Origin of the sequence: Mesorhizobium sp. M0028, assembly GCF_040323855.1 — a bacterium.
In the GTDB taxonomy this organism is placed as follows: domain Bacteria; phylum Pseudomonadota; class Alphaproteobacteria; order Rhizobiales; family Rhizobiaceae; genus Mesorhizobium.
Window position 1 is genome coordinate 88058 of record NZ_JAMYVG010000013.1, and the last position, 14409, is coordinate 102466.

Genomic DNA, 14409 nt, shown 5'->3' on the forward strand with positions numbered 1-14409 from the left:
TATGATGCCGGTCGAGATCGAACAATTCATGTGCCGCAGCGACAATTTCGGCGTGCTGGTGCATGACCCCAAAAGCGGCCAGACGGCGCTCATCGACGCACCAGAAGAGGCGCCGATCCTGGCCGCCATCAAGCGCACCGGCTGGGCGCCGACGATGATCCTGACCACCCACCACCATCTCGACCACGTCGAGGCCAATCTGGCGCTGAAGGAGCGTTTCAAGCTGCGCATCGTCGGGCCGGAAGCCGAAAAGGCAAAGATTCCCGGCATCGACGAAACCGTCGAGCAAGGCTCGGTCGTCCACCTCGGCGATGAGCGGATCGAGGTCATCGCCACACCCGGCCACACCGCAGGCCATGTCACCTATCACCTGCCGGCGTCAAAAGTGGCATTCGCCGCCGATACGCTGTTTGCGCTCGGCTGTGGGCGGCTGCTCGAATGCAAGCCGCCGGTGATGTACGAATCCCTGAAAAAGCTCGCAGCGCTGCCGGCCGAGACGGTCGTCTATTGCGGACATGAGTATACGCTGGCCAACGCCCGTTTCGCGCTGACCGTCGACCCGACCAATTCGGCGCTGAAAGAGCGTGCCGCCAAGATCGAGGCGCTGCGCGCCGACGGCAAGCCGACGCTGCCGACGACGATCGGCGAGGAACTGTCGACCAATCCGTTCCTGCGCTGGCACGATCCGGCGATCCGCAGGCATCTCGGCCTGGAAAAGGCCTCCGACGCCGAAGTGTTCGCCGAGATCCGCAAGCGCAAGGACAATTTCTGAGCGGCACCAGGAGCTAGGGCATGACCAGTTCCGCCGAAATCATCGCCCTGCTCGGCCTGAAGCCGCATCCGGAAGGCGGCTGGTATGCCGAAACCTTTCGCGACGGCGCGGCAGGCACGCGCGGCCATTCGACGGCGATCTATTTCCTTCTGGAGAAGGACCAATTGTCGGCCTGGCACCGGGTCAAGGACGCGGCCGAGGTTTGGCACTTCTATGACGGTGCGCCGCTGGCGCTGTCGATACATCGAGAAGGCGGTCCCGTCATCGAGGAGATCCTTGGCACGGCGCTTGCCGCAGGCGAGCGGCCGCAGATCGTCGTGCCGGCAGGCTGGTGGCAGTCAGCACGCAGCCTCGGCGAATGGACCCTGGTCGGCTGCACCGTGGCGCCGGGTTTCGATTTCTCCGCCTTCGAACTGGCCGAACCAGGCTGGCTGCCGGGCACGCCGTAGTGGTGAAGACCTGACGCTTGGTACCCAACGACAACAGCCGCTCAGGATGGAAAGCCGTCGTTCAGGTTGTCGCAAGAGTCACTCTCGAACCTCCGAAATTTTGCAACGGAAACTACCCTTGATATTCAGGGGGCGACCAATATGTCCCAACACTTAGGATTTCTGCGAAACTACCCGACGATGATCACTTGGCCGGTGATGGCCCCTTCCACGCTCTTCGCATAGGCGAGCCCACCCGTTTCGACGAAACGGGCTCGTGACCGGGGAACCACTCGCCATATCTCGGCACGACACGTCCAGAAGTCCGGGACTCACAACATTGATGCGAAGACCGCGCGGCATCTCGATCGCCGCACCAAGGACAAAACCGCCGAGCGCGCCGTTCGCTGTTGCCGCCCCTGTTCCCATCCGAATGGGATCGCGGTCGAGCACTCCGCTAGTCAGTGTGAACGAGCCGCCATCGCTGACAGTGGCCAACCCTGCCAACACCAGATTGACCTGGCCCATGACCTTATGGCGCAGGCCAAGCATGAACGTCTCTTCGGTGTACTTGCCAAGCGACCCGAAATGGACATTGCCTGCGGTAGAGATGACGGCATCCACCTTGCCACATTTGGCGTACATGGCATCGAGCGATACGCGGTCAGCCATATCAACCTGAAAGTCGCCACTAGAGCGGCTGGCCTTGATGATCGCGTGGCGGGAACCCAACTCGTCGCAAACCGCTTTGCCGATGTCACCTTCCGCGCCGACGACAATAATTCTCATGATATTTCTTCTGCCATCTCGTCATATCGTTTGAGCTTGTAGGCAAGGAGTTCGGCGCAGCCATCCAACGCAGCTCGCCGCTTGTCCAGATGCGCTGCGTGATCAAGAAGAACCGCTTTCCGTTCGGGCAGAGTCTCGCTGCCCCGCTGATAAAGCCGCGCAAAGTATCGCATCTGCTCCATGGGCATACCTGTCTCGCGCAGCGAGGACAGGAGTATTAGCCATTCGACGTTCTCTGCCGAGAAGTCCCGCCTCCCGTCACGTCCTCGCCTGACCTTCGGAAGCAAACCCAATTTTTCATAATAGCGGATAGTGTCGATACCCAGTCCGCTTGTAGCTGCCGCCTCCGAAATGCGCATGTGTCGCCTACCCTGCCGATTGTGCGCTAGGCTACCAAGCTGGAGCAGCAAGCGAGAATTTTTACCCTCTGATCTGACGACCTCGAGGATTGCGTCACAAAGGCTTGCCCATGGGCACCAGGCGTCGGATCTTTCGCCGTTTGCAGGCCGGCATCATCTGAATATCGACATGCCTAGCCTAAAACGAAACCCAGGGTGATCGCCAGCTGGCCGGCGTAATACAGCGCCCAGACCGCATGGCGCATCCAGGCACGGTGCGGCGAGATGGCGGGCAGCAGGAACTTTTCCGCGGCAAGCAGCCCGTCGGACAATATGAGCAGGGCGACGCCACCGATGACCCAGGCACTACTCAGGGTAAGCGCGCCAATGCCCATGGCGAGAATTGCCGCCACACGAAGGCCTATCGGCAGGCGCAGTGCCGGGCCGACGCGGCGCCGGAGCGCGAAAACCATCGCCAGCGCCAACACGACCATCGCCAGCACGATCGCTGCCCGCCACGGCTCGGCCAAAAGCAGCCCGAGGCCGCCGCCGGCACGCAGGAACAGCACGACGTAAAGCACATGCGCGGCAAGAAAACTGGCCGCGCCGCCAAGAAATGCCTTCTCGCCGTCGCGCGACAGGAAGGCGTCGCCGACGGCGCTGACGCCCAGTGCGGCGACGAGCAGCCATGGGCCGCTCTGCTGCACGACCAGCACCGCCAGCATCGCCACCGCCAATGTCCTTGCCGCCGACCGCGAAAGACGCGGCGGCATGCCGAGGCTGAACGCATAGATCACCGCCGCCGCCAATGAAAACAGCAGCGTCGCATTGGCATTGGCATCGATGCCGCCGGGAAACGGCATCAAGCGTTTGCCTCGCTCGTGGCCCTCTTGCGCAGCAACAGCGATTTCGCCGCCAGTGCCGCGCCGCCGGTGATCAGCACGCAGGCGGCGAGGATGCGCCATGACGGCTCGGCGAAGCCGGCGGCGATCAGCACCAGTGTCGACAGCAGCGGCGCGGCGTAGCTTGCCGCCCCCAGCACCTGGATGTTGCCGCGCTTGACACCGATGTCCCAGGCATAGAACGCCGCCCCTACCGGCATCAGACCGAGGCCGAGCACGGCCAGCCACTGGCCGGCGCCGTTGGGCAGCACCGTTTCTTCCAGCAACAGATGGCAGACGAGCGAAAGTGCCGCCGTGGCGGCGCAGAACCAGGTGACGATGCTGGTCGGCACCGACGGGAAGCGCCGCGATAACAGCGAATAGGACGACCACAACACGGCACAGACGGCGGCCATCGCATAGCCGAAGGCATAACGTGCATCGAAGGCAAGTCCGCCGCCCTTGGTGACGATCAGGACCGTGCCGGCAAGGCCGAGCAGCGCGCCGACGATATGGTTCCAGGCCAGCCGCTCGCCAGGCATCAGCGCCGATCCCAGCACGATCAGCAGCGGCCACAGATAGGCGATAAGGCTGGCCTCGACGGCCGGCGCATTGCGCAGCGCGGTGAAGTAGAAGAAGTGGTAGCCGAACAGGCCGGCAATGCCGATCACCCAGACTTTGCGTGGTATTTTGACTTGGCGCGGTATCTTCGCGGCGCCATCGGCTGCCGGCATGAACAGCCGGGCAACCAGGCCGACGCAGGTGCCGATCGTAAAGGTGATTGCCGAAAGCAGGAACGGCGGCACCGAACCCGAAGCATCCGTAAACAGCGCCAGCAGCGCCCACATGGCGACCGCGGAGAAGCCGATCAGTGTTGCGCGCGCCATACCCGTCGCCCCGTGGCCCATTGGCGGCGCACCATCACGCCTATTCGTCTGCTTCGAACCGCTCCGCGCTGACCGTCAACGGGCCGATTTGCGTGCTGACCGTGGCGCGGATCGGCGCATATACGCCGCTTTGGCCGACCGGTGCAAACGTCACCATGATGCGGCTGCGTTTCTTCAGGTAGTTCAGCGCCTTGCGGTTCTTGCGGTAGCCGGCCACCGGCTCGAAACCCAGCCTGCAGGTGACCGTATCGCCCTCGTAGCCGGCCACCGAGATCGACCCTTTCGACTCGTAGGTCAGTTTCAGATCGGCACGCATTTCGCCGTCATAGAGCTTCACCGTGCGCCCGCAGACCTGGTCGAGGCTGTCGGCATGGATGACGGTCGCGGCCATCGGATCGAGGACGGATACGAGATCGCTGCCGACCAGCGGTATCCAATTCTCGGGATTGCGCTTCTTTGGCTCAGGCACGACCTTGGTCGAGGTGACCACGCCGTTGGCAAACTGGATGTCGATCATCGACGCCTTCTTGCCGGACGTGTAGTCGGCGCGAAACGCCTGCGGCTGCAACTGCTTGCCCGAAATCTTGCCCTTCGATGAGATCGTGCCTCGCGTATCGTCGAACAATGTGGCGAGCCCGGCGCTGGAGACGCTGCCCTCGATCGAATAGGTGTCGCCCTCGTAATGGCTGGAGAATTTCGCCTTGGCCACGGAAAGGCCGAGGAACGACACCGAATACTCGCCCGTGAAGGATTGCGGCTCGGCGGCCGAAACCGTCGTCGACAGCGCGACGGCGAACAGCACGACCAGGGCATGGAGGAAAGAACGAGGCATGGCGGGTCCTTGATTGTCGACCGGAGACGGGCGATCTGGCATGTCCCTGTGTGACCGCTTATAGGCTGAATTCCGGCCTTAATGTGAAGGCGGCGTCGGCAGGGAACGCTGGGGCTGGTCGGTGGGAGGTGACGGAAGCCAGAAATGAAAAACCCGCCTCGGCGGGCGGGTCGTCGGCGCGAATCAGCACCATACCCAAATTAGTAGCATAGCTGCCGGCACAAAGCAAGAACAAAATGTGGCGCTCGATGAATTTGTCGATCTCCCCCTTGCGGAGGAGATGCCCGGCAGGGCAGAGGGGGTGGGAAGGATCGCCAAGATCCAGCTTATCCTCCCAGTGCCGAGAGTTTTGGCTGCAACGGAGCTAAGTCGGAGGGACAGCACCCCCTCTGGCCTGCCGGCCATCTCCCCCGCAAGCGGGGAGATCGGCAGCTTCGCCACTGGTGCTCATCTCTTGAAGGTGCAATTCCCTCTCCCGAACCAACCCCAAGCTTGACGCATCGGCGAAATGCAACTATGGAACGCCAACTTTTTCCATAAGGCCGCCTGACCGAAACCGCGCGCCACCCGGCGCGGGTCGAATGTTTGGCCAGGACCGAGAACCGAAGGTTAGTATCATGTCCCGCACCTGCGAACTCACTGCCAAGGCAGTCATGTCCGGCAACAATGTGAGCCACGCCAACAACAAGACCAAGCGTCGCTTCCTGCCCAATCTCGTCAATGTGACGCTGATCTCTGAAGCGCTGAACCAGAATGTGCGCCTGCGCATTTCGGCCAACGCGCTGCGTTCGGTCGAGCATCGCGGCGGCCTCGATGCCTTCCTGGCCAAGGCCGATGCCAAGCAATTGTCGCAGCGCGCCCGCCTGTTGAAGAAGCAGATCGCCAAGAAGCTCGCCGAACAGCCGGCCGCCTGAATTTTTCGGCGGCAGCCGCCTTCCAGGGCGTGATCCGAACTCCGGATCGCGTTCCGCTGGTTCCATTACCCAGGATAAAAAAATGATTTTCCTCTCGCGATACCTGCCCTTCGTGGCCGCCATGGCGCTCGTCGTCGTGGCCTCGAACATCCTCGTGCAGTTTCCGATGCAGGGCGCAATCGGCGGGTTGTCGCTGGCCGACATCCTGACCTGGGGCGCCTTCACCTATCCGTTCTCCTTCCTGGTCACCGATCTCGCCAATCGCCGCTACGGCCCGGCGGTGGCGCGCAGGATCGTCTTTGTCGGGTTCATGACAGCGGTGGTCTGCTCGATCGTCATCCCGCCCTTGCTGTTTCGCCACGGCCTGATCGAATTCGAGACCGCCGCCGACCGGCTGGTGCGTATTGCCGCGGCGTCGGGTGCGGCCTTCCTCACCGCGCAATTGCTCGACGTCACCGTGTTCAACCGACTGCGCCGGCAGAGCTGGTGGCGCGCGCCGATCGTCGGCACGCTGGTCGGCTCCGTTTTCGATACGGTGGTGTTTTTCACCGTCGCCTTCGCGGCGGCTTTCGCCTTCGCCGGGCCGAACGATGGCTTTGCGCTGGAGACCGCACCGCTCATGGGCATGCTGCCAGTCGAGACGATGCGCTGGATATCCTGGGCGCTCGGCGATCTCAGCGTCAAGCTGATCATAGCGGTGGTAGCGCTGATCCCTTACCGGCTGCTTGCCGCCCGCTGGAGCCAGCCGGCACTGGCGGCATAGAGCATGATCCCGAACCGAAGGTCCGCGTTAGCGAAAAGTGGGAACCGGTTTTCGGACAAGATCATGCTCAAAGACTATCGAGCATGATCCCCTGGCTTCAGCTGGACTCGGCAAAAACGCCTGACGGCGGACAGGAGCTTCGCCTGAAACGGCGCGGCGGCGAATTCTCGATCATGCTTGGCGCCAACGAGCTGATGAACAGTCGGCTCAGCGGTTCCGAAGAGGCGCTGGCCAAACTGTCCCGTCAAAGGATTGCCGGCCGCCGGAACCCAAGCATCCTGATCGGCGGCCTGGGCATGGGCTTTACCTTGCGCGCGGCGCTGGCCGAGCTCGGCGACGATGCGCAGGTCACTGTTGCCGAACTGGTGCCGGCAGTCGTGACGTGGGCGCGCGGCCCGATGGCCGAGGTTTTCGACGGTTGCCTTGACGACCGGCGCGTCAGTGTTCACGAGACCGATGTCGGTCAGCTCATCCGTTCGAAAGCATCGGCCTGGGACGCGATCCTGCTCGACGTCGACAACGGTCCCGAGGGCATCGTCTACAAGGCCAACGATGCGCTCTACAGCGGCACCGGCCTCAACGCCGCACGCGCCGCGCTCAAGCCCGGCGGTGTGCTGGCGGTCTGGTCGCAGGGCCCTGACGCAGGTTTCACCCGAAGGCTCAAGCAGGCGGGCTTCACGGTCGACGAGGTTAAGGTGCGGGCTCACGGCAAGCGCGGCGCTCGTCACATCGTCTGGCTCGCGAGTAAAGCATAGCGGAAGCAATTCGGGCGGATTGCTGTTTGGGCTCCGCCCGGCATGCCGACACCTACTACTTCGCTTTCTGAAGCTCGGCCGCGAGCGCCTGCAGCAGCCCGCGCGTGCCCTCTTCGCGTCCTTGCGCTGAATCAATGCCATCGAAAAACGCACCCTGTTCGGTATAGGTCAGGCGAGTGCCGTCGCCGGAGGGTGCGAGCTCGACGGTGGTGAGCGACGCCGACAGCGGCTGCGGCCCGACCGCCATCCGGTAGGAAAATACGATGCGTCGGTCAGGGACGATGTCCTGGAACTGCGCATCGAGCCTGATTTCCGGGCCGCCCTGATAGCTGAACCGCGAAACCTCGCCGCCGCCGACATGGAAATCGAAGGTGAACTCAGCGATGGTGAAGCCGTCACCTTCGACGCGCCAGCGCCGCACTGTCGCCTTGTCGGAAAAGGCGAAGAAGACGCGCTCGGGCGATTGCGGATAGGTCCGCTCGATCGTGAAGGTCGAATGGATGACGGAGTGGTCGTTCACGGGCGCAATCTGGTTCATTTCTCTTCGTCCTTTTCCTGGTCGTGGAGTGTTGCGTTCGGTTGGTCAGTCTCCGCCAGAATCTGGCCGAGACGGTCGAGGTGGCGTTCGGCCGGCGTGCGGCGCGCGGCGATCCAGTCGGCGAGCGGGGCGAGCCCGCCGGGCTCGATCCGGCAGGTGCGCACGCGTCCGATTTTTTCGCTGCGGATCAGCCCGCACGCTTCCAGCGCCTGGAGATGCTGGAGCACCGCGGCGAAGGTCATGCCGAACGGCTCCGCCAGCTGGCTGACGGTGGCCGGCCCGCGGCCCAGCCTTTCCAGGATTGCCCGCCGCGTCGGCTCGGCAAGAGCCCGCAGGATGCTGTCGATCTCGGAATAGTTAAGCATGGACTTGAGTATTTCGCCGATGACACAAATTGTCAAGCCACAACTAAAGTATTTTTGCAGATGGTGAGAGCCGGTTGGAAAGCGCGACGCGGGTCATTGCGAGGGGAAATCGCCATGGGAAATTGCATGCGCTGCGAAACGGCGCGGAAATGCCAGCATCGCCAACAGCCGATCAATGGCCGATCGCGCGTCAATCCTCGTGCAGGATGAATTCCAGATAGAGGTTGCGCTGCAGGATCGAGTGGTTGTCGTCGGACATCAGCGACACGATCAGCGCGCCGTCGTCGCGGGTCCAGACGTCGAGCGCTTCCATGTTGTCGATCTGGTAATCCATGTCGGCTTCAAGCAGCACCGGCCCGTCGGCGACGGCGCCCTTCTCGACGCTTTCGCCATAGATGCGCCGCAGCCGCATCTTGACGCCGCCGGCCATCGAAAAACTGCGCTCCAGAAGCAACAGGTCGCCATCCGGCAGGAAGGCGCCGTCGGTGATGTCGAAGTCGCCATTGCGCTTGACGGTGAAGACGCCCTTATGCGGCCCTTCGATGATCGCCGCGAAGATGTTACCGGCCTTGTCGAGGCTCTTTTCCGACACCACGACCAGCCCGCCCGCGTGCTGTCCGTAAGGATGGGCGCGGGCGACGGTCTCAAAGCCGCGATTGCGGCGAAGTTCCCAGGCCGGGATCAGGAAGTCCAATTGCTTGAACGGCGCCTTCATGTCGTCCGGATCGATCTTGACCTCTGCGATACGGTGATCGCGCTCGAAGCCGACCGTGGCGATGCCGTCCTGGACCGCGAGGCCTTCGGCATCGACCGCCCATTTCAGGTCGATGGCCTGGCCGGCCGCATCGACCATCTGCTGCATGCGAAAATTCTGAATGCCGGAAGGCCGCTTGTCGGCATCGTGGACAAGGGTGCCGAAGAACCAGAAGCCGGTATCGGCGACGCCGATGAAATCGCTGCCCGGCTTGAGGAACCGAAGCGCCGACAGCGCGCCGAAATCGCGCGTCGGCGAGGTCATTTCGAGCCCGCCGACGAATTCGAGCGGCCCGAACTGTTTGTCCGGCCGGCCGATATGGAATTCGCTGATCGGCCGTGCCGAGATTTCGGCCGGCTCGACCGGGGCCGGCCCGGCAGCGACAGCCGGCGCCAAACTGATGCCTGACAACGCAATGGCGGCCAAAAGCGTCTGCCAAAGGCCGCCGCGGGAAAAAATCATCCGGCGCGCCGCATGCCGCCGCGCCGCGTGTCGCGCACGGTTTCCTCGGCGAACAGCGAGGCCAGTTGCTCGGTCATGGCGCCGGCCAGTTCTTCGGCATCGACGATGGTGACGGCGCGGCGATAGTAGCGGGTGACGTCGTGGCCGATGCCGATGGCCAAAAGCTCGACCGGCGAGCGCGTCTCGATGAGCTCGATGATGGCGCGCAGATGCCGCTCGAGATAATTGCCCGGATTGACCGACAGCGTTGAATCGTCGACCGGCGCGCCGTCCGAGATCATCATCAGGATCTTGCGCTGCTCCGGCCGCGCGATCAGCCGGTTGTGCGCCCAAAGCAGCGCCTCGCCGTCGATGTTTTCCTTGAGCAGGCCCTCGCGCATCATCAGGCCGAGATTGCGGCGCGCCCGCCGCCACGGATGGTCGGCGGATTTATAGATGATGTGGCGCAGATCGTTGAGCCGGCCGGGGTTCGGCGGCTTGCCTTCCTTCAGCCATTTCTCGCGCGCCTGCCCGCCCTTCCAGGCGCGGGTGGTGAAGCCGAGGATTTCGACTGAGACGCCGCAGCGTTCCAGCGTGCGCGCCAGGATGTCGGCGCAGGTCGCCGCGACCGTGATCGGCCGGCCGCGCATCGAACCCGAATTGTCGAGCACCAGCGACACCACCGTGTCGCGGAATTTGGTATCACGCTCCTGCTTGAAGGACAGCGGCTGCATCGGGTCGATGACGACGCGCACCAGCCGTGCCGGATCGAGATAACCTTCTTCGAGGTCGAAATCCCAGGAGCGGTTCTGCTGCGCCATCAGGCGGCGCTGCAACCGGTTGGCCAGCCGCCCGACGACGCCGGACAGGTTGGCGAGCTGCTTGTCGAGGAAGGCGCGCAGCCGGTCGAGCTCCTCCTCCTCGCACAGTTCCTCCGCGCCTACGGTCTCGTCGAAGGCCGTGGTGAAGACCTTGTAGTCGATCTCTTTCGGCAGATTGGTGAAGGGATTGTCGTTGCGGCGCGCCTCGCCGGGCGTCTCCGCGTCGGCGTCGTCATCGTCGGAAAGGTCGTCGGCAGTGGCGTCGGAGGCCTCGGTCTCGGCCGATTGCTCGTCGTCGGACGATGCCTCGGTATCTTCGGACTGCGACTGCTCGGAGCCGGAATCGTCTTCGCCGCCCTCCTCGCTCTGCTCCTCGCCTTGCGGCTGGTTTTCGTCGTTGTCCTCCGAGTCTTCCGTCTCCTGGTCGTCGCCGAGTTCCTCGGCCATTTCCATGGAGGCGAGCATTTCGCGCACGACGCGGGCAAAGGCCTGCTGGTCGTCGAGCTTTGCCGACAGCCCGTCGAGGTCGGCGCTGGCCTTTTCCTCGACCCAGGGGCGCCAGAGATCGACCAGCCGTTCGCCGCTCTTCGGCACAGTGCGGCCGGTCAGCTTTTCGCGCACCATCAGCGCCAGCGCTTCCTCGATCGGCGCGTCGGCCTTGTCCTTGACGTCGACGAGGTTGGCCCTGGCGTATTTGTCCTCGAGCATCGAGCCTATATTGTCAGCGACGCCCTGCATGGCGCGAGAACCGATCGCCTCCACCCGGGCCTGCTCGACCGCGTCATAGATGGCGCGGGCCTGCTTGCCTTCCGGCGCCAGCCTGGTGTGGATGCGCGCATCATGGCAGGCGCGCTTCAGCGCCATGGAATCGCCGAGCCCCCGGGTGATGGCGATATCGGCTTTCGATGCCTTCTTCGGCAGTTCGGGCAGCCGGGCGCGGCTGCCGGCCAGCGCCGGCCGGTCCTTGGCGAAGCCGACTTCGAGGTCCTTGTCGCCGGCGATGGCGCGCATGCAGACGGTAACCGCGCGCTTGAAGCTGTCGTTCTCAGCGCCGGTCTTGGATTTGTTTCGCGTGTTGTCGCCCGGACCCGCCATCGAGACTCTGCTTAGCCCAGCACCACATTGGCAGCCGATTCCGGCAGATCTTCGCCGAAGGCGCGCTGGTAGAACTCGGCGACCAGCGAGCGTTCCAGCTCGTCGCATTTGTTGAGGAAGGTCAGCCGGAACGCCATGCCGATATTGCCGAAGATCTCGGCATTCTCGGCCCAGGTGATGACCGTGCGCGGGCTCATCACCGTCGACAAATCGCCGTTGATGAAGGCCGAGCGCGTCATGTCGGCGACGCGCACCATCTTGTTGACGATCTCCTTGCCCTTGCCGTCGCGATAGTGCTTGGCCTTGGCCAGCACGATGTTCACCTCATTGTCGTGCGGCAAATAGTTCAGCGTGGTGACGATCGACCAGCGGTCCATCTGCGCCTGGTTGATCTGCTGGGTGCCGTGATAGAGTCCGGTGGTGTCGCCCAGCCCAACCGTGTTGGCGGTCGAAAACAGCCGGAAGGCCGGATGCGGGCGGATGACCCGGCTCTGGTCGAGCAGCGTCAGCCGGCCCGACGATTCCAGCACGCGCTGGATGACGAACATCACGTCCGGACGCCCGGCATCGTATTCGTCGAAGCACAGCGCAACGTTGTGCTGATAGGCCCAGGGCAGGATGCCGTCGCGGAATTCGGTGATCTGCAGCCCGTCCTTGACGACGATGGCGTCCTTGCCGACGAGGTCGATACGGCTGACATGGCTGTCGAGATTAACGCGCACGCAGGGCCAGTTGAGGCGGGCGGCGACCTGCTCGATATGCGTCGATTTGCCGGTGCCGTGATAGCCCGACACCATGACCCGGCGGTTGTAGGCAAAGCCGGCGAGGATCGCCATGGTCGTGTTCTTGTCGAACAGATAGTCCGGGTCGATGTCGGGCACATGCTCGCTCGTCACCGAATAGGCCGGCACCACCATCTTGGAGTCGAAGCCGAATGTCTCCTTCACCGACACCGTGGTGTCGGGCAGGTTGGCGATATCGCGATCGACCTTGTTCATCTCTATCAACGTCTCCACAAGCGAAACGCCGCGTTTCGCTGGCAATCGATTTTGTTCGGGGGCGGTCTTAGAGCCTTTTCCAACCTTATGAAAGTTGGAAAGCGACACGAACCGTAAGGTCGCTCAGCACAAACCTGCCTGCTTGAGCACGCGATAGGCCTGGAGCACATCGCGGAACCGGTCTTCCGAACCTCTGTCGCCGCCATTCGCATCCGGATGGTGGCGTTTCACAAGTTCCTTATAGCGCGCCTTGATATCCTTGCCAGTCGCCTTTGTATCAAGGCCAAGCGTTTCCAGTGCCTTGGCCTCAAGCGGCTTGGCCTTGCGCTCGCGTGCTTCGCGCGGGTCCTTCGGGCCTTTGAACAGATCGAACGGATCGCGCATGCGGTTGTAGTAGCCGGCGCGACCGGAGCGCGCCTGGGCGAAGTCGGGCGAGGAGCGTGTCGAAGCACCGTTGACGCCCATTTTCCAGGTCGGCCGGTGGCCGGTCATGGCCTCCTTCTGGAAGCGGGCAATCTCGGTGTCGGGAACGCCCGAGAAATAATTGAAGCCCTTATTGTACTCGCGCACATGATCGAAGCAGAACTGGAAGTACTCGCCTTCCTTCATGCGTCCGACCGGGGCGCGGTGGGTGCCGGCCTCCTTGCAGCCATCCCACTGGCAGATCGGTGAGCGCGACTTCAGCTCCGCGTCCTTCTCCGGGCGGATGCGAATCTTTTCGAAATATTTTGGGTACGGCTTCATCTCACCCATTTATGGGCTGTTCGCTGATGCGAAACAAGAATTGACATTTTCGCGATGATCGCCCTAACCGCTGAATCGCGGCATAAAACCGGCGAACGGCGAATTTTGTGCGATGACATAGATGTGGTGAAGGGAAGCGGCGATGTCCATACAGGCAACGATGGAAGACAAGCTGAAAAAGGCGTTTTCGCCGGAACGGCTGGCCGTCATCAACGAAAGCCATCTCCATGCCGGCCATCATCATCTGGATTCCGGCCATCACGCCACCTTCGACGGCACCGGCGAGACGCATTTCCGCGTCCGCATCGTCGCGCCCGCCTTTGCCGGCATGAGCCGCGTCGAACGCCACCGCGCCGTCAACGCATTGCTGGCCGAGGAATTGAAATCCGGCGTCCATGCCCTGGCGATCGAGCCGGCGGCGCCCGGCGAAAAGACCCGCTGGTAACTCCGCCGAGGCTCGCCCTCAGGAAAGCCATCACCGCGGCGGTCAACGCATCGCCTTCGGTGCCGAAGTCGCGATTGATCGACATGTGCGAATAGGCGCTGCCATCGAACAGCGTGACCCTGGTTCCGGTGGCGCCCAGACGCCCGGCAAAGGCCTGCGCGTCCGCCGCGCGGGTTTTCGCCCGCGAATAGGCGATGAACGTCGGCGGATGCTTGCGGCCGTCGACATAGGTGACCGGCGACAGCGCCCGCCACTGCGCCGGATCGGGAAAGGCGCGGGCATAGACCCCTGCCATGCCGCCGCTCCTGGCCAACGCCTCCAGATCGTAGGCCCTGGTATCGTCGAGGACCAGCGCCGCGACGCCGGGCAGGCCGCCGCGCAGGCCGGTCAGCGCGACGAGATGGCAGCCGGCCGAATGGCCCATCGCGACGATCCGGTCCGGATCGCCGCCATGGCTGGCGATGTTGGCGCGGACGTAGCGATACGCCAGTTCGACATCGGCGGCCTGGGTGGCGACGTCGGCTTCAGGCAGCATCCGGTAGTCGATCGAGACGAAGCAGAAGCCATTGTCGAGCAGGAATTGCGGCTTGGAGTTGACGTTGTTGCGGTTGCCGACCTGCCAGGCGCCGCCATGGACGAAAAAGACGACCGGCAGGCCGCTTGCGCCATCGCGGGAATAAATGTCGAGCTTGGCCGGCCCATAGTCGAAGGTTTCGGGTGATGGCGGACGCAGCTGCAATGCCGCTGCAGCCTGACCCGGCAGCAGCGCCGCCATCGACACCAGAAGCAGGGTTCGCCGATCGATTGTCATAGACTCCTGACTGCCCACGGCTGCCATAAGGCGTGCAC

The 14409-nt window shown here is 63.3% G+C and carries 18 protein-coding genes; 6 read left to right on the plus strand and 12 right to left on the minus strand.

The genetic code is table 11. The annotated features are described in order from the left end of the window. Positions 1-4: 4 nt before the first annotated feature. Together gloB and NKJ93_RS22350 are read left to right on the plus strand one after the other, a co-directional pair. The gene (gloB, locus tag NKJ93_RS22345; RefSeq protein WP_352591163.1) at positions 5-772 is read left to right on the plus strand and encodes a hydroxyacylglutathione hydrolase; all 768 of its coding nucleotides are present in this window, start codon (positions 5-7) and stop codon (positions 770-772) included. Between the two features lie 20 nt (positions 773-792). Beyond that, the gene (locus tag NKJ93_RS22350; RefSeq protein ID WP_352591166.1) at positions 793-1221 is read left to right on the plus strand and encodes a cupin domain-containing protein; all 429 of its coding nucleotides are present in this window, start codon (positions 793-795) and stop codon (positions 1219-1221) included. Between the two features lie 153 nt (positions 1222-1374). Here NKJ93_RS22350 and NKJ93_RS22355 read toward each other — a convergent pair whose 3' ends face one another. The 5 genes from NKJ93_RS22355 to NKJ93_RS22375 form a co-directional block, all read right to left on the minus strand. Continuing rightward, positions 1375-1989, minus strand: a complete 615-nt coding sequence (locus tag NKJ93_RS22355) for a short chain dehydrogenase (protein ID WP_352591169.1) — start codon at positions 1987-1989, stop codon at positions 1375-1377. Then, positions 1986-2348, minus strand: a complete 363-nt coding sequence (locus NKJ93_RS22360) for a MerR family transcriptional regulator (RefSeq protein ID WP_352495627.1) — start codon at positions 2346-2348, stop codon at positions 1986-1988. Before NKJ93_RS22360 ends, NKJ93_RS22355 begins: the two co-directional genes overlap by 4 nt. A gap of 173 nt (positions 2349-2521) precedes the next feature. Then, positions 2522-3190 (minus strand): lysoplasmalogenase family protein, encoded by a 669-nt coding sequence (locus NKJ93_RS22365; protein ID WP_352495628.1) that lies wholly within the window; start codon positions 3188-3190, stop codon positions 2522-2524. Then, positions 3190-4095 carry an aromatic amino acid exporter YddG gene (yddG, locus tag NKJ93_RS22370; protein WP_352495629.1) on the minus strand — a complete coding sequence of 302 codons (906 nt, stop codon included), beginning with the start codon at positions 4093-4095 and terminating at the stop codon, positions 3190-3192. Before yddG ends, NKJ93_RS22365 begins: the two co-directional genes overlap by 1 nt. A 40-nt stretch (positions 4096-4135) precedes the next feature. Continuing rightward, entirely contained in the window at positions 4136-4927 is a 792-nt protein-coding gene (locus NKJ93_RS22375) for a DUF3108 domain-containing protein (RefSeq protein ID WP_352495630.1), read from the minus strand. A 617-nt stretch (positions 4928-5544) separates the two neighbouring features. Here NKJ93_RS22375 and rpmB point away from each other — a divergent pair. From rpmB to NKJ93_RS22390, 3 genes are all read left to right on the plus strand, one after another. Further along, the gene (gene rpmB / locus NKJ93_RS22380) at positions 5545-5841 is read left to right on the plus strand and encodes a 50S ribosomal protein L28 (protein WP_023721124.1); all 297 of its coding nucleotides are present in this window, start codon (positions 5545-5547) and stop codon (positions 5839-5841) included. Positions 5842-5923: 82 nt separating this feature from the next. Then, positions 5924-6604, plus strand: coding sequence for a queuosine precursor transporter (locus NKJ93_RS22385; protein ID WP_023721125.1), 681 nt, complete (start codon positions 5924-5926; stop codon positions 6602-6604). Positions 6605-6687: 83 nt separating this feature from the next. After that, on the plus strand, positions 6688-7359 hold the full coding sequence (locus tag NKJ93_RS22390) for a spermidine synthase (protein ID WP_352591172.1): 672 nt from the start codon (positions 6688-6690) through the stop codon (positions 7357-7359). 55 nt (positions 7360-7414) lie between these two features. Here the strand turns inward: NKJ93_RS22390 and NKJ93_RS22395 are convergent, their stop codons facing one another. The 6 genes from NKJ93_RS22395 to NKJ93_RS22420 form a co-directional block, all read right to left on the minus strand. Continuing rightward, positions 7415-7897 carry an SRPBCC family protein gene (locus NKJ93_RS22395; RefSeq protein ID WP_352483490.1) on the minus strand — a complete coding sequence of 161 codons (483 nt, stop codon included), beginning with the start codon at positions 7895-7897 and terminating at the stop codon, positions 7415-7417. Then, entirely contained in the window at positions 7894-8262 is a 369-nt protein-coding gene (locus tag NKJ93_RS22400; RefSeq protein WP_352483563.1) for an ArsR/SmtB family transcription factor, read from the minus strand. Before NKJ93_RS22400 ends, NKJ93_RS22395 begins: the two co-directional genes overlap by 4 nt. Positions 8263-8452: 190 nt before the next feature. Next, positions 8453-9478 carry an esterase-like activity of phytase family protein gene (locus NKJ93_RS22405; protein WP_352591175.1) on the minus strand — a complete coding sequence of 342 codons (1026 nt, stop codon included), beginning with the start codon at positions 9476-9478 and terminating at the stop codon, positions 8453-8455. Beyond that, positions 9475-11373 (minus strand): cobaltochelatase subunit CobT, encoded by a 1899-nt coding sequence (cobT, locus tag NKJ93_RS22410; protein ID WP_023721130.1) that lies wholly within the window; start codon positions 11371-11373, stop codon positions 9475-9477. Before cobT ends, NKJ93_RS22405 begins: the two co-directional genes overlap by 4 nt. Before the next feature lie 11 nt (positions 11374-11384). Further along, positions 11385-12371 (minus strand): cobaltochelatase subunit CobS, encoded by a 987-nt coding sequence (gene cobS / locus NKJ93_RS22415; RefSeq protein WP_023721131.1) that lies wholly within the window; start codon positions 12369-12371, stop codon positions 11385-11387. Positions 12372-12494: 123 nt separating this feature from the next. Beyond that, the gene (locus NKJ93_RS22420) at positions 12495-13124 is read right to left on the minus strand and encodes a J domain-containing protein (protein ID WP_036238769.1); all 630 of its coding nucleotides are present in this window, start codon (positions 13122-13124) and stop codon (positions 12495-12497) included. A 133-nt stretch (positions 13125-13257) separates the two neighbouring features. Between NKJ93_RS22420 and NKJ93_RS22425 the strand changes: the two genes are divergently transcribed. Next, positions 13258-13560, plus strand: coding sequence for a BolA family protein (locus NKJ93_RS22425; protein ID WP_023721132.1), 303 nt, complete (start codon positions 13258-13260; stop codon positions 13558-13560). On the opposite strand, the gene NKJ93_RS22430 is transcribed toward NKJ93_RS22425, so the two are convergent. Further along, on the minus strand, positions 13472-14371 hold the full coding sequence (locus tag NKJ93_RS22430) for an alpha/beta hydrolase (protein ID WP_352591177.1): 900 nt from the start codon (positions 14369-14371) through the stop codon (positions 13472-13474). The two genes, NKJ93_RS22425 and NKJ93_RS22430, sit on opposite strands and share 89 nt — an antisense overlap. Between the last annotated feature and the right edge of the window lie 38 nt (positions 14372-14409).